This is a genomic window from Enterococcus sp. DIV0421 (genome assembly GCF_051713745.1).
Lineage (GTDB): Bacteria > Bacillota > Bacilli > Lactobacillales > Enterococcaceae > Enterococcus_D > Enterococcus_D casseliflavus.
Genome location: NZ_JBIOQM010000001.1, coordinates 1,018,119 through 1,038,115 on the forward strand (window position 1 = coordinate 1,018,119; position 19,997 = coordinate 1,038,115).

At 43.4% G+C, this 19,997-nt stretch carries 20 protein-coding genes; 3 read left to right on the plus strand and 17 right to left on the minus strand.

Annotated elements, in window-relative coordinates:
• Positions 1–42: 42 nt before the first annotated feature.
• Both metG and IGI96_RS04890 read right to left on the minus strand, forming a co-directional pair.
• Positions 43–2,049 carry a methionine--tRNA ligase gene (gene metG / locus IGI96_RS04885; RefSeq protein WP_005228005.1) on the minus strand — a complete coding sequence of 669 codons (2,007 nt, stop codon included), beginning with the start codon at positions 2,047–2,049 and terminating at the stop codon, positions 43–45.
• A 328-nt stretch (positions 2,050–2,377) separates the two neighbouring features.
• The gene (locus IGI96_RS04890) at positions 2,378–2,866 is read right to left on the minus strand and encodes an immunoglobulin-like domain-containing protein (protein WP_086337848.1); all 489 of its coding nucleotides are present in this window, start codon (positions 2,864–2,866) and stop codon (positions 2,378–2,380) included.
• A 207-nt stretch (positions 2,867–3,073) separates the two neighbouring features.
• Here IGI96_RS04890 and IGI96_RS04895 point away from each other — a divergent pair, with 207 nt between their 5' ends.
• Together IGI96_RS04895 and IGI96_RS04900 are read left to right on the plus strand one after the other, a co-directional pair.
• On the plus strand, positions 3,074–3,349 hold the full coding sequence (locus IGI96_RS04895) for a hypothetical protein (RefSeq protein WP_005228003.1): 276 nt from the start codon (positions 3,074–3,076) through the stop codon (positions 3,347–3,349).
• A gap of 50 nt (positions 3,350–3,399) precedes the next feature.
• The gene (locus IGI96_RS04900; protein ID WP_005228002.1) at positions 3,400–4,230 is read left to right on the plus strand and encodes an NUDIX domain-containing protein; all 831 of its coding nucleotides are present in this window, start codon (positions 3,400–3,402) and stop codon (positions 4,228–4,230) included.
• Positions 4,231–4,375: 145 nt separating this feature from the next.
• Here the strand turns inward: IGI96_RS04900 and IGI96_RS04905 are convergent, their stop codons facing one another.
• From IGI96_RS04905 to opp3b, 5 genes are read right to left on the minus strand one after another with little or no spacing between them, the layout of a single operon-like run.
• On the minus strand, positions 4,376–5,374 hold the full coding sequence (locus tag IGI96_RS04905) for an RNA-guided endonuclease TnpB family protein (RefSeq protein WP_015510419.1): 999 nt from the start codon (positions 5,372–5,374) through the stop codon (positions 4,376–4,378).
• Positions 5,375–5,404: 30 nt separating this feature from the next.
• Positions 5,405–6,343 (minus strand): ABC transporter ATP-binding protein, encoded by a 939-nt coding sequence (locus IGI96_RS04910; protein ID WP_005227998.1) that lies wholly within the window; start codon positions 6,341–6,343, stop codon positions 5,405–5,407.
• Positions 6,344–6,357: 14 nt separating this feature from the next.
• On the minus strand, positions 6,358–7,410 hold the full coding sequence (locus tag IGI96_RS04915) for an ABC transporter ATP-binding protein (protein ID WP_216593164.1): 1,053 nt from the start codon (positions 7,408–7,410) through the stop codon (positions 6,358–6,360).
• Complete coding sequence (locus IGI96_RS04920; protein WP_005227994.1) at positions 7,410–8,453, minus strand: ABC transporter permease; 1,044 nt, start codon at positions 8,451–8,453, stop codon at positions 7,410–7,412. Before IGI96_RS04920 ends, IGI96_RS04915 begins: the two co-directional genes overlap by 1 nt.
• On the minus strand, positions 8,453–9,394 hold the full coding sequence (opp3b, locus tag IGI96_RS04925) for an oligopeptide ABC transporter permease (RefSeq protein WP_005227991.1): 942 nt from the start codon (positions 9,392–9,394) through the stop codon (positions 8,453–8,455). Before opp3b ends, IGI96_RS04920 begins: the two co-directional genes overlap by 1 nt.
• Before the next feature lie 84 nt (positions 9,395–9,478).
• Here opp3b and IGI96_RS04930 point away from each other — a divergent pair, with 84 nt between their 5' ends.
• Complete coding sequence (locus IGI96_RS04930; RefSeq protein ID WP_005227990.1) at positions 9,479–9,814, plus strand: DUF3899 domain-containing protein; 336 nt, start codon at positions 9,479–9,481, stop codon at positions 9,812–9,814.
• A 100-nt stretch (positions 9,815–9,914) separates the two neighbouring features.
• On the opposite strand, the gene IGI96_RS04935 is transcribed toward IGI96_RS04930, so the two are convergent.
• The 10 genes from IGI96_RS04935 to cshA all read right to left on the minus strand — a co-directional run bounded on the left by IGI96_RS04935 (position 9,915) and on the right by cshA (position 19,887).
• On the minus strand, positions 9,915–11,576 hold the full coding sequence (locus tag IGI96_RS04935; RefSeq protein WP_005227982.1) for a peptide ABC transporter substrate-binding protein: 1,662 nt from the start codon (positions 11,574–11,576) through the stop codon (positions 9,915–9,917).
• A 442-nt stretch (positions 11,577–12,018) separates the two neighbouring features.
• Positions 12,019–12,666: a pyroglutamyl-peptidase I gene (gene pcp / locus IGI96_RS04940; protein ID WP_005227979.1), complete on the minus strand. Its 648-nt coding sequence runs from the start codon at positions 12,664–12,666 to the stop codon at positions 12,019–12,021.
• A 30-nt stretch (positions 12,667–12,696) separates the two neighbouring features.
• Entirely contained in the window at positions 12,697–13,617 is a 921-nt protein-coding gene (locus tag IGI96_RS04945) for a DUF979 domain-containing protein (RefSeq protein WP_438784903.1), read from the minus strand.
• The gene (locus IGI96_RS04950; RefSeq protein WP_010749105.1) at positions 13,618–14,301 is read right to left on the minus strand and encodes a DUF969 domain-containing protein; all 684 of its coding nucleotides are present in this window, start codon (positions 14,299–14,301) and stop codon (positions 13,618–13,620) included.
• Between the two features lie 195 nt (positions 14,302–14,496).
• Positions 14,497–15,564, minus strand: coding sequence for a 23S rRNA (adenine(2503)-C(2))-methyltransferase RlmN (gene rlmN / locus IGI96_RS04955; protein ID WP_015510422.1), 1,068 nt, complete (start codon positions 15,562–15,564; stop codon positions 14,497–14,499).
• Between the two features lie 300 nt (positions 15,565–15,864).
• Positions 15,865–16,161: a hypothetical protein gene (locus tag IGI96_RS04960; RefSeq protein ID WP_074934078.1), complete on the minus strand. Its 297-nt coding sequence runs from the start codon at positions 16,159–16,161 to the stop codon at positions 15,865–15,867.
• A gap of 8 nt (positions 16,162–16,169) precedes the next feature.
• The gene (locus IGI96_RS04965) at positions 16,170–16,541 is read right to left on the minus strand and encodes a type II toxin-antitoxin system PemK/MazF family toxin (protein ID WP_005227961.1); all 372 of its coding nucleotides are present in this window, start codon (positions 16,539–16,541) and stop codon (positions 16,170–16,172) included.
• Between the two features lie 9 nt (positions 16,542–16,550).
• The gene (gene alr, locus IGI96_RS04970; RefSeq protein ID WP_086337846.1) at positions 16,551–17,672 is read right to left on the minus strand and encodes an alanine racemase; all 1,122 of its coding nucleotides are present in this window, start codon (positions 17,670–17,672) and stop codon (positions 16,551–16,553) included.
• A gap of 122 nt (positions 17,673–17,794) precedes the next feature.
• A complete protein-coding gene (gene acpS, locus IGI96_RS04975) occupies positions 17,795–18,160 on the minus strand; it encodes a holo-ACP synthase (protein ID WP_015510424.1) in 366 nt (121 codons plus the stop codon).
• A gap of 203 nt (positions 18,161–18,363) precedes the next feature.
• A complete protein-coding gene (gene cshA, locus IGI96_RS04980) occupies positions 18,364–19,887 on the minus strand; it encodes a degradosome RNA helicase CshA (RefSeq protein ID WP_074934076.1) in 1,524 nt (507 codons plus the stop codon).
• Positions 19,888–19,997: the final 110 nt, after the last annotated feature.

Consider the following 19,997-nt stretch of genomic DNA (forward strand, 5'->3'; position numbering starts at 1 on the left):
TTTTAATTTTGCTGAAACTAGCAGAAGGATTTCTCCTAAGAATCAGGCGATGATCGAACCGTTTGGCATGCCTTTTGGTGCTTCCACGATTTGCAGACGACCGTCATTGTCTTCTGCTGAAAGGATCATTCCTTGGCTGACTTGTCCCCGCATTTTCCGCGGTTTCAAGTTAGCAACGATCACGACTTTTTTACCGATCAAATCTTGCGGTTCTGGATAAAATTCAGCGATCCCCGATAAAATTTGACGATCTTGATCATCTCCCGCAGCTAAGCGGAATTGCAGCAACTTGTCGGCGCCTTTGACTTTTTGACAGTCAACGACTTCTGCCACTTTTAATTCGATCTTGTCGAAGTCTTCGTATTTGATCTCGGCTTTTTCGGATTGCAATGTGGTTTCTTCTGGATTCCATTTGACTGTTTCTTCTGGACTTTGCGTCCCTTCAGCCATTTTCTTTTGGATGTAGGCTACTTCTGTTTCAAGTTCCAAACGAGGGAAAATCGGTGTGCCTTTGGCAACGACTTTCGTACCGCTTGGAAATTCACCAAAGCGTAAATCTTTCAGATCCATGGCAACAGAAGCCAATCCTAATTGTTGGAAAATATTGGCTGGTGTTTCTGTCATCACCGGTTGCAATAAGATCGCAACGATGCGTAAGCTTTCCGCTAAATGAACCATTACACTGTTTAATTCAGCACGCTTTTCTTCTTCTTTGGCTAATACCCATGGTTGAGTTTCGTCAATGTATTTGTTGGCACGGGAGATCAATGTCCAAACTTCTGACAATGCCGTACTGAATTCCATTTTATCCATGGCTTCATGGTAACGACCAACCACATTGGCCGCAGTCGTTGACAGCTCGCTATCAAAAGGCGTCACTTTTGAGGCATAATCTGGGACTAAGCCATCACAATATTTATTGATCATAGCGATCGTCCGATTCAACAGGTTGCCTAAGTCATTGGCTAGATCGTAGTTCAAACGAGAAACGAAATCTTCTGGTGTAAATACACCATCGCTACCAAAAGGAACCGCCCGTAAGAGGTAATAACGCAACGCATCTAAACTGTAGCGCTCCACTAACATTTCTGGATAAACGACATTGCCTTTAGATTTCGACATCTTGCCGTCTTTCATCATCAACCAGCCATGACCAAAGATTTTTTTCGGCAATGGCAAGTCTAATGCCATCAGCATGATTGGCCAATAGATTGTATGGAAACGCACGATTTCTTTCCCAACCATATGCACGTCAGCTGGCCAATATTTTTGGAACAAGGAATCGTCGTCTGAGCCATAGCCCAATGCCGTAATATAGTTGGATAACGCATCGATCCACACATACACCACGTGTTCAGGGCTAGCAGTGACTGGAATGCCCCATTTAAAGGTCGTTCTGGAAACAGCCAGGTCTTCTAACCCTGGTTTGATGAAATTATTCAGCATTTCATTTTTACGTGATTCTGGTTGAATGAACTCGGGGTGCTCATCATAGTATTCAACCAAACGATCGGCATATTTGCTCATGCGGAAGAAATAAGAAGATTCCTTCACCAATTCTACCTCATGACCGCTTGGCGCTTTACCGCCGATGACTTTGCCTTCTTCATCTCGGTAAACTTCTGCTAATTGCGTTTCAGTAAAGTATTCTTCATCAGAAACGGAATACCACCCTTCATATTCACCAAGATAGATATCTCCTTGATCAAGCAATTGCTGGAAGATTTTTTGAACAGCTTTTTTATGGTAATCATCCGTTGTGCGGATAAATTTATCGTAACTGATGTCTAGTGTGTTCCATAGTTTCTTGACGTCAGCTGCCATTTTGTCGACGTATTCTTGCGGATCTACGCCAAGTTCTTCTGCTTTTTTCTCAATTTTTTGACCGTGCTCATCGACACCCGTCAAATAAAAGACATCAAAGCCCATCAATCGTTTGTATCGTGCTACCGCATCACAAGCGATCGTCGTGTAAGAATTCCCGATATGCAGCTTGCCGCTTGGATAATAAATTGGCGTCGTAATATAGAATGTTTCTTTTTCAGCCATGGACGCAAGTCCTCCTTTTCACTAGTAAAGTGTATACTTAGGTAGTATACAGTTCGCAACCCAAAAATGCTATAATTTTAATCAAAAAAGCGGATAACCTAAGACCTTTTTCCATGGTCTACAAGGAACAAAGGAATCGTTTTGGTCCTTAACACGCAGCAAATAAACCAGCAGATTTGAGCATTTCTCTTCTACTAGTTATCATAGCGCAGATAGCCGTTCACTTCAATGTTCTAGGGGAAGAATCTTGCTTAGATACAAAGGGTGCTAGTGAGGGAGTTGCTTCTTTTTTCTGATCGTTTTGTGTCTTCCAAGCGGCAACTAGCGATTATTCGATCATAAATTCTATCATCAGCGTTTGTGGTCCCTCTTCTTCAATGGTCACTTCTTTGATCAAGCGATAGGTTCCTTTCGACAAGGTGCCAAAATACTCCGACCAATTGATTAATAAAGTTGTTTGACTGTGGGCAGAGGCATAAAGACCGATGTCTTGAAAAACCACGTCTTCTTTAAAAAGGAGTTCCCGCCATTCATCCCCCTCGAAAACATCCACTGCAAAATAGTTGTCGTAGATCACCCTCTGATCGGAATGATTGTACAGTTTGAAGCGTCCGGATGTTGCTGTGCTGATTTCCACTTCCAGACGAAGGGTTGCTTGTTGAGGGAATGGGGGCCCCATAAACGTATCGGCAGGGATTCGATTGACACTTTGCCCAACCATCAAATCCGTCGGCTGCTCTTGCAGCTGACGGAAACGGGTACAGCCACTAATGATCAACAACAGCAATAGAAAAACGAGAAACTTGATTGTCTTCACCTCTTTGTCCCCCCTCTCGAAAGAATTCTCTGCGGCTCACCTTCTTTCCTCTAGTATACCTATTTCGTGCCTTTTCAGCAGCATTTCTAGTCATTTATTGCTTTTTTTGAGAAAAAGGATCTGAAAAAGCTTCTTGCAGACGGTCTTTGATTAACAGGTGCTTCTTTTGCTATAATGAGGAAGACTTCACTTATAGAAAGGAACGCTATGACTCGAAAAAACAAACAGCATTTTTTGCTTTTAACTGTGCTTTCTGTGGGACACTTGCTTTTTTCAACCACAAGTTACCCCTTTTTGTTTGCGTACTTCAATAGCCATGATTATGCTGCGCTCTTTGCAACAGCGATGGCAGTCCTCCGTGTGCTTTTTTTGCTCTGGATCGCTCTTTGGGGCTATTCAGCACTCAAAGAACACCCGCCGTCTTCTTGGCTTTATCTCGCATTATTTTTCCTTAATTTGATCGTTCCTTATTTTTTCCGTTAAGGAAAACCGTCGCGTTCAGCTACTTACTTTATCTAAGGCAGGAGAAACCAATGAAAGAATTTACCTCAAAATCAGCTGAAAAACACTACTATGAAAAAGAAGCGTCAGAAGCAGAGTTTCTTACATGGTATCAGGCGCAAGATCAGCCGAAATACGAGAAACCTTCCGTAACCGTCGATATGGTTTTGATGTGTTACAACAAAGAAGAAGAACAATTAAAAATTGCGCTGATCCAAAGAAAAGGCCACCCTTTCCGTAATTCTTGGGCATTGCCGGGAGGCTTCGTCAATCCCAATGAATCGACGGGGCAAAGTGTGATCCGTGAGACGCAAGAAGAGATCGGGGTCACCATCTCCAAGCAAAACATCGAACAGCTGCATACCTTCAGCACCCCAGATCGCGATCCTCGCGGTTGGGTGATCACCGTCAGCTATTTGGCTTTTATCGGTGAAGAACCCTTAAGTGCCGGTGACGATGCGAACCAAGTACGCTGGTTCTCTTTAGAAAGAAAAGCCAATCAAATTTATTTGACCAGCGGCGAGATCGAGATCATTCTTGACCTAGTGACTGGCGCCTCTGTTGGAAAAGATACGTTGGCTTTTGACCACAGCGCGATCATCCTCAAAGCTTTCAAACGGGTTGCCAACAAGATGGAACACGAGCCACAAGTGCTGCTCGTGTTAGGCAAAGACTTTACGATCACGGAAGCCCGTAAAGTATTCGCCAAGTTTTTAGGGATCGATTTTAAAATGATCGATCATTCCAACTTTAAAAAATCCATGCTCCAATATTTTACGGAAGTTGGCGAAAAGCCCGTCGGCATCGGGCGTCCCTCAAAGATCTATCGCTTAAATGACGCATTTTTAGGTGACAAAATGTAAAAAAATACAACCCCCTGTCAGACCGTAGTTTGGCAGGGGGTTGCTGGTTAATCATAATTAGTGAACGTGGTTCCTAGAAACAAAAATCAGAAAGATTTTTTCTATACCCAAGGCGATCCCTGGCGTTCCTTCCAGTTCAAGCGGCTCAGCTGCTCATTTCGCCTGAGAGCCGTTCTAGCTTCTGTTGGTCCTGCGTATCCAACGTAACAAAACGCAGTTCTTTGCCGTACCACTGCGCTTTGTACTGGATTTTACGAACGAATTGATGCCAATCACTGATGCTGTAATGACCAGCTTTTAAAACCGTATCTTCTGCGATTTGTTCCAAATAGATCGTATCGTACTGTTTTACGAGATGGTAGCTGACTTGATCGATGAATTCCCGCTTTTGACAGCAGTGAAAACGATAAAGGCGAGCGACCTTTCCTTTTAGCTTCTGATAATTTCGCGCCTGGGTCAAAAGGATTTTTTTCCGTTTGACCGCCGTCGCTTTCACCTGAAGCTTGCGTTCTGCTCGCGTCAGCTTTTGCTTCGTTTGGATGGCATGTTCACAGGTGATGGGTATCGGCTGGTTGGCTTTGACCAACTGCTGCGGATCATAAACAACAGCGACAGAGGCTTGCTGCTTCGGCAATGGCGAGATCTCTTCCAAACAAAGGATCGAGATGTAAAACTCTTCGTTGTTTTTTGCTGAGATCGTTGCCGATTTGATCTTCCCTTTGATCGCCCGATGCTTTTTTACGGGAACCAATGTTTTAAGCTTTGGCAGCTTGATTTGATCGTCTTCAAAATAAATGGTGTGCTGCTGATTATTGGTGGTATACGATTGCCAGATACTTTTTTTGGTTTTCATTTTTGGAAAGCCAGCCCGCTTTTGAAAGTAATTTCGAAACGCTCGGTCCAGATTCCGTTGTGCATTCGCCAATGCCAAACTATCGGTCTCCTTCAAAAAAGGATACTCCTTTTTTAGTTTGGCTGGCGTCAACCCTTGCTTTGCTTCATTGTTGGCCAGCTCCTCCATCTTTGCCTCTAGCAGTTGATTGTACGTAAAACGTACACAGCCGAAGGTTTCGATGAAAAACTGTTTTTGCTGTCCATTAGGATAGATCCGAAATTTGTATGCTTTTAAAACACCCAGTTTCATCTCCTCCTAACACTCCCTATACCTTTGACGCTAGTTCCCCTTTTTTTGTGCTAACTTTTCTTGATAGATCTTGGCTTCTTTTTTCGTGGCATAAACGAAATGTCCTGGTGCGATCTCTTCCATTGCTCGTTCTTGGTTATCGTTTGGTTCGCTGACGTATTTGATCCGTTTGCGTTGACGCTCATGGTCAGGATCTGGCAGCGGAATCGCTGATAAAAGACTTTCAGTATACGGATGGACCCCGTAATGATAGATTTCATCGCTGGTGCCTACTTCTAGCAGTTTGCCGTTGTGCATCACGCCGATCCGATCGCTGATGTGTTTGACCATCGATAAATCATGGGCGATAAACAAGTACGTCAATTTATGTTCTTCTTGCAGATCTTGCAGCAAGTTGACGACTTGGGCTTGGATCGAAACATCCAATGCCGAGATCGGTTCATCACAGATGATGAATTTTGGATCGACGGCTAACGCGCGGGCGATCCCGATCCGCTGACGTTGTCCACCTGAAAATTCATGAGGATAACGGGTCCCGTGACTTGGGTTTAGTCCGACGGTTCGCAAAAGTTCATCCACCCGATCATTGCGTTCTTTTTCATTTTTGGCTAGTCCGTTAATATCGATCCCTTCGGCAATAATGTCCCGAACTTTCATCCGTGGATTCAAGGAAGCATAAGGATCTTGGAAGACCATTTGAACTTCTCGACGAAAATCAGCCAGCGGTTTCTTGCCTTTGATTTTCATAACATCTTGTCCATCAAAAAGAACTTCGCCTCCGGTAGGGTTATTCAAACGAATCACCGTCCGTCCAGTCGTCGATTTTCCGCTTCCGGATTCACCGACTAGACCAAAGGTTTCTCCTTCATAGATTTGGAAGGAGATATCATCGACGGCTTTGACTTCGTCTTTGCGGCCAACGTTAAAATATTGTTTGAGATTCTTTACTTCAAGTAAAACTTTTTCCAACCGTTTCTCCTCCTTTAGACAGATGCCTGAGTATTTTTTTCTTGGAATTTTTTCCAGCGAATCAAGATCTCATCCGGCGGAGTCACTTTCGGTGCTTGCGGCGCTAATAGCCAAGTGGCCGCTTTGTGCGTCGGTGAGACGTCAAAGAATGGCGGTTGCTGTTCAGCATCGATCTGCAAGGCAAACTCGTTCCGTGGATAAAAAGCATCGCCTGTTGGCGGATCTAACAAATCTGGAGGTGAACCAGGAATCGCGTACAAGCGATCGCCTGTTCCTTCTAACGTCGGCATCGAACCTAACAAGCCCCAAGTGTATGGATGTTGCGGATTGTAGAAGATCTCTTCTGCGGTCCCCACTTCGACGATTTTCCCACCGTACATCACGGCCACCCGATCCGCCACATTGGCAACGACCCCTAAGTCATGGGTAATGAAGACGATGGACGAATTGATTTTCTTCTGGATATCTTTTAATAACTCTAAGATTTGTGCTTGGATCGTTACATCCAATGCAGTCGTTGGTTCATCTGCAATCAAGATCTGCGGGTAACAGATCAACGCAATCGCAATGACGATCCGCTGCCGCTGACCACCAGAAAATTGATGCGGATAATTTTTCAAGCGTTTCTCAGCATTCGGGATGCCGACAAGGTTCAATAGTTCCAACGCTTGTCGCAAGCCTTCTTTTTTACTGATTTTGTTGTGCTTCATCAATGATTCTGCCACTTGCTTGCCAATCGGCATCGTTGGGTCCAATGAAGTCATTGGATCTTGGAAAATCATGGCGATTTCCTTGCCACGGATTTTTTGCAGTTCTTTTTCGGATTTTTTCAAAATGTCCGTCCCATTGAAGAGGATCTGGCCATTATCGACATTGGCATTGCTGGCTAACAACCCCATGATACTGCGGGTCGTCACGGACTTGCCGCTCCCAGATTCGCCCACGATCGCCAAGGTTTCTCCTTTGTATAGATCGAAACTGACATCGCGGATCGCTTGGACTTTCCCAGCAAAGGTGTCAAAAGAAATTTCTAAGTTTTTCACTTCTAAGACTTTTTTCATAGCAATCACTCTTTCATTTTCGGATCAAAGGCATCACGCAAACCGTCTGCCAGCAAGTTGAACCCAATCATAATCACAGACAAGGTCACAGCTGGTACCCACATTTGGTAAGGCAGGAACAAGAAGGTTTTGTAGCCATCGCTTAGTAACATCCCTAAAGATGCTGAAGGTGGTTTTAATCCTAGCCCAATAAAGCTTAGGAAGGCCTCGAAGAAAATCGCCGAGGGAATACTGAACATCATTTGTACGATGATCACGCTGGAAATATTCGGTAATACGTGTTTCATCGCAATCTTGAGGCGACTTTCCCCCAGCGTCGTTGCGGCTAAAACGAATTCTTGATCTTTTAGTTTCATCGTTTGGGCCCGTACGATCCGCGCCATTGGAATCCAGTTAGTGATCGCCATTGCTGCCACGATCGAGAAGATCCCAGGTTCAAAAACCACCAACATCAAGATCATTACCACCAAGTTGGGAATACCAGATAAGATTTCTAGAAAACGTTGCATCACATTATCGATCCGTCCACCTAAAAGACCAGAGATCAGGCCATAGGTTACACCAAAGATGATGTCAAGCATTGCCGCGATAAACGCGATCAACAAGGAAATACGTGTCCCTACGAATAGACGACTCAATAGGTCACGACCCAAGCCATCCGTTCCTAAAAGGAAATACGTCCCGTCAGGAACATTGGCAGCTGCATACTTATCTACTAGCTCGCCTCCCACCATCGCATAGCCGTTTAAGCCATTGATGTTGATACCAGGAATTTTCGGCGGCAGATTTGTAAAGGTTACATTTTGCGCGGTTGGATCATGCGGCGAGACAAAAATCGTAATGATTGAGATCGCGATAATGATCAGCAACAAAATGATTGAGAAGACCGCGGCTTTGTTCTTTTTCAGACGACGCCATGAATCTTGGAAAAACGTTAATGAAGGGGTTGCGATCGCTTCACGCTCTTCATTGGTATTTTTTTGTAACGGTTGAAATTTGGCTGCATCGATGGCAGCAACATCATTTGCTGTGTAAGGTTTCTCTGCCATTAGCCACGACTCCCTTCTGAAACTCGGATCCGCGGATCAACGATTCCATATAAAATATCAACAACAAGAATAACAAAGACCAACATCGCGGAATAAAGAATTGTTACCGCCATGATCGTTGGATAGTCATTGGTCATGATTGATTTTACGAACTGTTCACCGATACCTGGGATCGCAAAAATATTTTCTACGACAAGAGAACCCGTCATCAAACCGACAGCTAGCGGTCCTAACAGCGTCAATAATGGAATCAAACTATTCCGCAAACCATGCTTGAAGGCAATTTCCCAGCGGCTTAACCCTTTTGCTCGTGCCAACTCGACATAATCACTATGCAGCACTTCCACCATCTCGGTTCGAATAAACCTGGCGGAATCCGCTAACGGCGACATCGCCAAGGCGACGGTCGGTAGGATCGTGCTGGCAAAAGTCTCCCACTTAGCAATCGGTAAGATCCCTAGTTTGATGGCAAAAATGTATTGCAGCAACACGGCAAAGACAAAGTTAGGGATCGAACGTCCTAAGATCGCCACTAAGGTAGACGTTGTATCGATCCAAGTATTTTGCTTCATCGCAGAGATCGTTCCTAAAATGATCCCAAAGAACGTACCAAAGATGATCGCTTGTAGCCCTAGTTGCAGTGAAGGTCCGATTCTTCCTGATAATAAATTCGCTACTGGCTGGTTTTTAAATTGGAAAGAGATCCCAAAGTCACCTTTTAGTAAATTGGTCAAATAAAGCCAATATTGGGTAATGATCGGTTTGTCCAATCCTGCTTGCTCATTTAGCAAGGCAATTTGTTCTGGACTTAATTTTTCAGCATTCGTATATGGTGTTCCTGGCAAAAATTGCATCAAGAAAAAGGTGATCGTGGCAATCAGCCATAATGTTAAGACCATGTAGAACACTCGTTTCAATAAATATTTCAAAAAGCTGTTCACGCAGTTTCCCCCTTAAGTATTTTGACTTCTATTCAATAATTATGTAAATTAACATAGTACGAATCATTAAAAAGGAGTCAGATCATGAAAATAAAAAAAAGTAGTGGGCTCATACCCCTCCTATGCCTCGCAATTTCTGGCGGATGGTTAGCCATAAAAAATGAATTTTCCATAGCAGCTCTTTCAGATGCCCTTTTCTTGTGGGCGCTGTTCTTTTTGATCATTGGCGGTTTTTTATGGGTATTTGCTTCTGGTTTCTTTGACCATTTTCAATACTCCATGAAGAAAGCTTTTTCCAAAAATAAAACAGATTATCTGAAATTATCCCAAGTCGGCAAACAGAGCTACGCCTTTTGGTTATGGCCTGGTGTCTTCTTGTTATTCCTTTCATTGCTCTTTTTAATGATTGCTACTAGTTAATTTCATTCTTATAGTTTTACTCATTGAAATGAGAAGCAAAAGGCTGAGACAAGAAATTGTCCCAGCCTTTTCTTCGGCATTTCAAGTCAACTACTCGTGATTATTCGATTGATGTCCACTTGTAGTCGTATTGTGCGCCCGCTGCGTGAGCAACAACACCTTTGACTTTTGTTGCACGTAAGTGTGCTTCCGCTTTTTGATAAACTGGAATGACACCTTGTTCATTCATAATGATTTTTTCTGCATTGACTAGATCTTCCCAACGTTTGTCAGGGTCATTGGCATTGGTTGTACCCGCTGCTTCAACGGCTGCATCATATTCTTCGTTGCTCCATTGCCCACGGTTGTATGAGTTGCCTGTCGTAAACAAGTCAGTAAAACTACTTGCATCGGCATAGTCAGCACCCCAACCACCCATTACTGTATCAAAATCACCAGCGTTTGAACGATCCAAACGAACAGAGAATGGTACTGGACTTAACGTGACTTTCACACCGTCCAATGTTTTTTCGATCGTATCTTGCAAGTACTCAATGATTTTCTTCGTTGAGTCTGTATCAGAAGCTAAGATATCAAATTCTAATGAATCGATCCCTAATTCTTCTTTGGCTTTTTCCCAATGTTCTTTGGCTTGTTCTTCATTGTATTCAATGACGCTGCCAGCTGCTTCCGTGAAGTCTGTATGATCACCAGGGCTGAAGGTCATGCCTTCTGGTACCAACCCAGTTGAAGCAATCGAACCATCCCCTAAGATCGATGTCACTAAGGCATCACGGTCGATCGCATAAGAGATCGCTTTACGTAAGTTTTCGTTACGGAAAGGTGAATCTTCATCACGTTGGTTCAATTCTAGGTAAGAAGTCGTTGCTTCTGGTTGAGAAACGAAGGCTTCATCGTTAGCCATTTGTTGCGCTAATTCACCTGTTAGGATGACATCATCTGCTTGTCCATCTTGGAAAAGGTTCAAGGCAGTTGAGGATTCCTTCACGACGCTTACGTTGATCGTTTGTAATTTAACAGTATCTTTGTCCCAATATTGGTCGTTCTTTTCATAAGCCCATTCCGTATCCGTTCCTGGTCCATCAAACCCAGTCAAGACAAACGGTCCATTATAGACAGCATTGTCGCTAGTTGACGCATATTGATCGCCATTTTCTTCTACCACTTTTTGATTTTGTGGGAAGAAGGATGGGAATGCTAATAAGTAGTCAAAGTAAGGTGTTGCTTTTGCTAGGGTGATTTCTAATTCATAATCCCCCACTGCTTTGATGCCTAGCTCTGATGGATCCGTATCACCTGCTGTGATGGCATCTGCGTTCTTAACTGGTGAAAATAGATACGCGTATTCTGATGCTGTTTCAGGTTTGACTGTCCGTTGCCAACCATAGACATAATCCGCTGCTGTAACAGGGTCACCATTTGACCATTTCGCATCTTCACGTAATTTGATCTTGTAAGTCAGTCCATCCTCGCTGACTTCAGCTGCTTCAGCTGCACCAGCAGGTTGTGGTGTACTGTCAGCATCCAAACGATACAGTCCTTCATATACATTGTTCAATGCACTGAAGCTGATCGTATCGGTTGCTAATGAGAGATCCGCACTTGGCATTTCTTGTGAAACCACTACGTTAAACACTTGTTCTGCACTGCTGTCGCCGCTTGCTGCTGTGTCATTGCTTGAACTATTTGTTCCGCCCGTTGTACAACCGGCTAACGCCACGCCACACACAGCCACTAAACCATAGGCCCATTTATTCTTCATCCTGTCCTACCCCTTAATTGAATTAATTTTCAGAATAATCATGCGATTTCTGAAGTTAGATAAGATTTTAATTAATAATTATTAAAAAAGCAATCCTTTTTTCGATAAAAAACACCTCTGACAGAAAGTTTTCTTGGTATTTACTTACCTTACTCTCATCAAACATTCGTTAAATGCTATTTTTCCTTTCTTTATTTATAAGAAATAAAGCAAAAAAAATAATAAAAAAACATGGTTAAATGTAACTTACATTCATTTTCTGTCTTTCTTTTTCATTTGATCCGTCAAAATGAGAAATGTCTGATAGAAGGGTAAACATACAGAAATCGCCAATGATTTTTTCAAAATAGTCCAAAAAAAGACCTGATCGCATGCTTGCTGATCAGGTCTTCTCGCCTTAAAGACATTTGTTTCATCCCCGAAAGGATGTACTCTTTAATGATTAATGGATCGCGCCGCCAATTGCTTTTAGATCTTCTTTGTCGGCATAATCAACGATGGCTTCCACCGCTGCAGTCAATCCTTTGGCGATGTCTTCGATGCTCATTGCAGGCTGTCCTGCTTTATCGACGACTTGCTGAGGAATAAACGGCACGTGGATAAAACCACCCTTCATTTCAGGGTATTTTGTATCGATCATGTATTGTACTTGATACATGATGTGGTTGCAGACGAAGGTTCCAGCAGTATTAGAAACGGCTGCCGGTATTCCTGCTTTTTTCATGTTTTCTACCATTGCTTTGATCGGCAGTTGTGTGAAGTAAGCAGGCTTCCCTTCTGTTTGGATCGCTTCATCGACGGGTTGATTGCCTTCGTTATCAGGAATCCGGGCATCATCCACATTGATCGCCACTCGTTCTGGTGAGATGGCAAACCGTCCACCCGCTTGGCCAATGTTTAAAACGACATCTGGGTGGATCTCTTCAATTTTCTCTGCGACGATCGCTGCTGATTTCCCAAATACAGTGGGGATCTCTGCTTTCACGATCTGTGCACCATGAATTGTATCTGGCAGTAATTTCACTGCTTCTAAGGCAGGATTGATTGCTTCTCCGCCAAATGGATCAAATCCAGTAATTAATAGTTTCATTTCCATCATCCTTCCCTCTTTGTTTTACCACTAAAATGCCCAAAAGTACATTAAAGCGATGTGGATCACTAACAACAAGAATGCAATTGGGGCTTGTGCTTTAATGACGCCATTGGGGTCTTTCATCTCTAACAAGGCCACTGGCAGTGCATTGAAATTGGCTGCCATCGGAGTCAGCAATGTGCCACAAAAACCAGCGGTCATTGCCAACGCACCAGCAACGACTGGGTCGCCGCCTTGCTCCATCACAAAAGGTACACCGATGCCTGCAGTAATAACGGTAAATGCCGCAAAACCATTTCCCATAATCATAGTAAAGATCATCATTCCTAAACAGTAAGCCACGACGCCGATAAAACGATTGCCTTCTGGCACGACACCAGAGATTCCTTGAGAAATCACATCACCGACACCAGCAGCGTTAAAAATGACACCTAGTGCTGCTAATAACTGCGGCAAGATACCGGCAGTTCCGACTTGACGAAGCATCCGGTCGGAATCTTCCAGCACTGTTTTCGGTTTAGCGGAAGTTAGCACGACTGCCAACAAGAGCGCTAAGATCGATGCGATCCCGATTCCAACTTGGCCTCCTAATGGTGTATAAGAAATCACCACAGCGATCAATGCTAAGCTGATACATGGCACGAAGATCGTACTACCGATCCGTTTAGCCGATGCTTCTGCTTTTTCATCATCCACGTCCACGATTTTACCAATCTGCACTTGTTTGAAGAAGGTCAAACAGCCCATCAAAACGATCAAAATCCCGTCCACAAGATACGGCAAGAAATTCCCGAAAGCAAAGACGATCCCTAGCAGTAACCAAAAAGCAGAGGTGCCTAATCGGGTGGGATGATCCGCTTCGCGAAAAACCCGTACAGCCGTCATGATCGACAGCAATCCTATCAAGATATAAAAGAATTCCAGTAATCCGTTAACGATTCCTTCCATCTATTTGTCCTCCTTCTTGCCATATTTTTTTGCTAATTTACGATCAAAGAGCAAGTTCGACAACGTAGCAATGACTAAGACGATCAATGCGATCGGCAATGAGGCTTGCGCGATTGAACTAGCTGCCACATCGTAGCCAAGAGATTGCAATGTTCCTACGATCAATAGCACACCAGAAGCAGCCACAAAGGTATTTTGCGCAAAGAAATTCCCGAAGTTTTCGTTAGCGGCAGCCCGAGCTTTGATTTTTTCCTGATCTTTTTCATCCAGTTCCCCAAATTTGTTTTCCCCAGCAGCTTGCGCCATCGGGTTAACGATCGGGCGGATAAATTGTGTATGTCCTTGGATCCGAATAGAGAAAAAGCCAGCAAGTTCTCGAATAAACAAGTACAAGCTCAAGAACTTCCCTGGTGTTAAGCCTTTGATCTTTTCAATCAATATGACTGCCTGCTGCTTCAAGCCAAAACGTTCTGACAAGCCGACCATCGGTAGTGTCAGTAAGAACAGTGTAACGAGTCGATTATTGACAAACGCTTCTCCTAACATTGTTAAAAAATCAACAACAGAAATCCCCGACACAAGCGCGGTGACAAAACCAGCAACGATTACGACAGCAATAGTATCTAGCTTCAGCAAAAAGCCGACTAAAATAACTAGAATACCAATTAATTTAATCCATTCCATCAAATCATCCTTTCACGATATGTTATTTTTAATGGATACCAGCTTTTAGTATAATCTATTTTTTTCTTGTAAAACAATGTTTTTTGAATTTTCTTTCGAGGAATACGCTTTCTTTAATGTGTTTTTTAATTACTTTGATAGTAAATAAAAAAAAGAAGAACTGCGCTTGTGCAGTCCTTCTTTTGCTTTTTACGTTTAAGAAGCGGAGGCTTCTTTTTTCATTTGTTTGCTTCGTAGCTGTCCGCAAGCTGCGTCGATATCTGTCCCGTGTTCTTTACGGATCACGCAATTGATGCCGTTTTTCTTTAAAATGTCATAAAAGGCTAGCACATCGGCTTTTTTACTTCGAGCGTATTGGTCATGCTCACTCACTGGGTTATATGGGATCAAATTGACGTATGACAATTTCTTTTTATCCTTCAATAAAGCAGCCAACTGACGGGCATGTTCTGGCCGGTCATTGACATGATCCAGCATGATGTACTCAAATGTGATCCGACGATTGGTTTTTTCTAAATAATAGTCGACCGCTGCCATCAGCTTTTCAATCGGGAAACTCCGATTGATCCGCATCATGGAGGTTCTGACTTCGTTATTTGGGGCATGCAGCGAAATCGCTAGGTTCACTTGCAAGCCGTTCTCCGCAAACTCTCTAATTTTATGCGCTAAGCCGCTGGTTGACACAGTAATATGCCGCGCGCCGATCGCTAAGCCTTTCGGGTCATTGATGATCTGTAAGAAATGCATCACATTGTCATAGTTATCAAAGGGTTCGCCGATCCCCATGACCACCACGTGAGAGACTCGTTCCCCTTCATTGCGTTCATCAAAATAGTGTTGTACTAACATGATTTGAGCCACGATCTCGCCTGCCGTTAAGTCTCGTTGCTTCTTTAATAACCCACTGGCACAAAACGTACAGCCGATGTTGCAGCCGACTTGGGTCGTCACACAAACGGACATGCCATATTCTTGACGCATCAAGACCGTTTCAATCATGTGATTGTCTGGCAATTGGAATAAATACTTGACGGTTCCGTCACTGGCTTCTTGTACCACCATCTGTTTCAGGGGATTGATCACAAAGGCTGCCGACAGTTTCTCAATCAAAGGTTTCGGTAGATTGGTCATTTCTTCAAAGCTGGTTACTCGTTTTTCATAGAGCCACTCCCACACTTGGTTGGCACGGAATTTCTTTTCATTTTGTTCAGTTATCCACAAAGATAGATCTGATTTGGTAAGTCCATAAATCGATGGGTTCACTTTTTTCCCTCTTTTCAAACTAGTCGCTACATACTATAACTGAATTCTTTGTGAAAAGCAACCGTACATTGCCTGATCTTCAAAGCATTCTAGCCCCACGCTTTTGTGGTATTCCTCTTTTTTGAAGATGCTCTTTCTTCCATTCATTGAATCTTTGGCCATAGGAAACCTCTCACAAAGACCTGCATGAAAAAAACAAGCAGTGACAGAACCTGCTCCGATGTACGAAACAAAGCGGCTCTTTCCTGCTTGTTTTCATGAGGGGGCTGTTTCCTCGTGCGCGTTACTTTCATTACATGATCACATTTCAAAAGAAAGCACTCTGCCTTCTTTGGCGGTCAACATGCCCCGTTGCGGCGGCTGCAGTTGCAAATAAAGTTGTAGCGACATTTCTAGTATCAGCTCTTTGTCTCCCTGCTGAAAAACGCCGTAATAATGTGTCTGTTCCCGCTTTTCTTCATATGTATGACTCACAAGATAATATCCTTGTTCCATGGTTTCGTTGCGCTTTTTTGTTTCTGAAAGAAAACGGCGAATATGTTTATACGTAAAGAAACTCAATAAAATGATAACTGCTATTAATACTACATACCCCATTGACAGATTTACACCTCGATCGTTGATGTGGCAAAAGTCGGCTCAACACCAATACTGATCATCAAGGCAGCATCGACTTCACACATCACTTTATCATCTAAGTGACAAACCTTTTCTTTCAAACGGCTTTTGTCGATCGTGCGAATCTGTTCCATCAAAATGACGGAGTCTTTGCCAATCCCTGTGCAAGAAGCGGAAATCCCAATATGCGTTGGTAATTTCGGCTTCGCCATTTTTGCCGTGATCGCCGCAATGATCACAGTGGGACTGAAGTGATTCCCCAAGTCATTTTGAATGATCAAGACCGGACGTATCCCGCCTTGCTCCGATCCAACCACTGGTGAAAGATCGGCAAAATAAATATCTCCCCTTTTTACCATAGGACCACCCTAACTTTTATATTCTCGCGGAACCCTTGCTGAAAGGGTACACGCTACTTCATAGTGAATCGTTTCTAACTGGTCTGCAACATCCTGCATCGTAATTTGTTCCCCATGATTCTCACCGATCAAGGTGACTGGTGTACCGACAGCAAATGCCCGCGGCAAACGAATCATCAATTGATCCATACACACTCGACCGACGATCTCACAACGCTCGCCTTCTACTAAGATCGAGAAGCCTTGCATTTTTCGTAACCAGCCGTCAGCATAACCGATAGGCACGGTGCCGATCCATTCCTGACGTGGAGTGATATATGTTTCACCATAGCCAATCCCCGCTCCTTTTTCAAGTAATTTCACTTGTATCAGTTCAGAAACGAGCGAAAGCGCAGGTTTTAAGGAAAATGGTTCGCTCAGCGCATGACCTGATGGGTTCAAGCCATACATTGCGATCCCAAAACGGACCATATTTCCCACTGCTTCTTTGTGCCATAAAGAGGTTGCGCTGTTGCCTGTATGTATATATGTCGGCAAATAGGGCAAAACAGTTAAGACTTCTTTAAAACGTTGGTGCTGGGTTTCCCAATAGCTCGTGTCTGCTTGATCCGCTGTGGAGAAATGGGTAAAGATCCCTTCCCACTCAAAAGAGGGGTGATCTTCTAACCAAAGAACGGCTTGGCGCACTTCTTCGGCAGTCAAAAAGCCGATTCTCCCCATACCAGTATCCACCTTGATATGCACTTTAAGCGGCTTATTTAGAGGGTTCTCCTCTAAATAAGCGCCTGCTTCTATCAACCAGTCCATCGAAGCGACTGGAAATGACAAATCATAGGTCGTCAGCAAGGAAATATCACACACGTTCACGACACCTAAGATCAAAATCGGGTCAGTGATCCCTGCTTCTCTCAATTCGATCGCTTCATCGATCGTCGCAACGCAAAAACCATCTGCGCCGCCTTCTTTGGCTGCAAGAGCGGTTTGAACCGCTCCGTGTCCGTAACCATTCGCTTTGACCACCGCAAAAAGAAATGTCTCGCTTGGTAAGTGAGCAATCTCATGTTTGATGTTTTCGGTAATCGCAGTTGTATCAATTATCGCTTTCGTTGGTCTATGGTAAGCAACCACCATTTCCAGTTCCTTCTTTCTACTAGTGCTTGATCAGATGAACAAATTAAGTTGGTTTTATGTAGTCGGCTGTTCGTCCATGAAGTATCAAAGTCTTCTTGACTGACAGACTACTTCAACTTGGTTTATTCACTATCTAGTACTTCTAAAATAATTTGTGCAAAAGCAGTATCATTTGTATGGGTGATACTGACAAACGTTTTTTCTAAAGGATGCGGTGCTTTAGTAACGATCGGTGCACCGAATTCATTGGTCAAGACTTCAATATCATGAAAAGAAACTTTGCCGATCCCTGTCCCCCAAGCTTTCGAGAACGCTTCTTTGCAGGCATAGCGCCCACCAAGGAACTCTACCTGACGTTTCAGAGGCAAACGTGCAAATAATTTTGCTTCCTTCTCTGTTAAAATACGCGTTATAAACTGAGGTTTTTTTTCAATTAATTCTTTCATTCGAGGCAGCTCGACTGCATCGATCCCGATTCCTTTGATCATTCTTTTCTCTACCTTCACCTAAGATAGGGTTTTCCAAATTGGAAATACCCCTTGTTCAGCTAGTTACCATTCTACCAAAAAAATGGCGAATTACCATTCAAATCTGACGAGTTTATACGGAGATTAAGATTTTCAATCGCTCATATTTGTTTTTTATATAAAAAAAGACCTTGCAAGTTTCCTTACAAGGTCCACAAACTTAATTAGTCTTGGTTATTTCTGATTACGAAACCGCGTTTTTTGTCGTTGCTGCGGCGGTTGTTTTTACGGGCACCATCTTTTGAATAGTTGCCACGGGCTTTATTGCCGTTGCCGCCACGGTTCCCACCGTTTTCTTTGCGGTTACGATTGCCGCCATTGCTGTTATTGCTGCGACGTCCGTTTTTATTGAATGATTTTTTTCCTTGAGGTAATGGGCGCTCTGGTGTGATCTTCACTGGTGCTAAATCAGCTGGATCTTTCGCCATTGTTTTTAGAAGCAGTGCTGCTAAATCTTGTGCAGAATAACGTTCCAAAAGATCGTCGGCTGCTTGCAAGTATTTATCCAAACCATTTTCATCCAATTTTGTTTCAACGGCTTCGATTGCGGCACCTAATTGACCTTTAAATGCTTCTTTTTCGGTTGGTGGGCGCATTGGTGTCATCCGTTTTTTCGTTAAGTTTTCAATGACATGCAAGTAGCTCATTTCGTTTGGTGTAACGAAAGTCACTGACATTCCGCCTTTTCCGGCACGACCTGTACGTCCGATCCGGTGAACATAGCTTTCAGGATCTTGAGGGATATCGTAGTTGTAAACGTGTGTAACACCAGAAATATCTAATCCGCGAGCTGCTACGTCTGTGGCAACTAAGATATCTAATTGACCACTCTTAAATGAACGCAAAACGCTCATCCGTTTTTGTTGAGAAAGGTCCCCGTGAATGCCTTCAGCTTTGTAGCCACGGGCTTCTAAACCACGTGCCAATTCATCAACGCGACGTTTCGTACGACCGAAAACGATCGTCAATTCAGGTGATTGCACATCCAACAAACGAGTCATGACATCGAATTTTTCGTAATCTTTTGAGCGAACATAGTATTGATCAATCAAATCAGCGGTCATTTCTTTGGCTTTGATTTGAACATGTTCAGGCTCTTTCATGAATTTCACGCCGATATTTTTGATTGCTGGCGGCATTGTTGCTGAAAATAGCAACGTTTGACGAACATCTGGCACTTGGCTGATGATTTTTTCAATATCTTCCAAGAAGCCCATGTTCAACATTTCGTCTGCTTCATCTAATACAAGCGTTTCAACCGTACCTAATTTTAAGGTGTGGCGGTTGATATGGTCTAACATACGTCCTGGCGTACCAACTACGATATGGGGACGATCTTTTAATTGACGGATTTGACGGCCGATATCGGCTCCACCGTAAACTGCTTGAACGCGAATTTTTTTGTCTTTACCAAGACGATACAATTCTTCTTGGGTTTGGATCGCTAATTCACGGGTTGGGGCAATCACTAATCCTTGTAGTTGATGGTTCGCTGGGTCGATTTTTTCTAACATTGGCAAACCAAATGCGGCGGTTTTACCAGTACCGGTCTGTGCTTGACCGATCACGTCTTTGCCTGCTAAGGCTAATGGAATCGTTGCTTCTTGGATGGGTGTTGCTTCTTCAAAGCCGGCACGCTCAACAGAAGTCAATAATTCGTTGGATAATTCTAGATCTTTAAATTTCAAATGGATCCTCCTAGGCTGGTCATCTTTTCGATGCCTGTTTTTCTATCATCGAAGCGTAGGTTAGTTCTTCAGAAACACAAGAGTAGTCCCATTTACTCTTATCTTTCTCT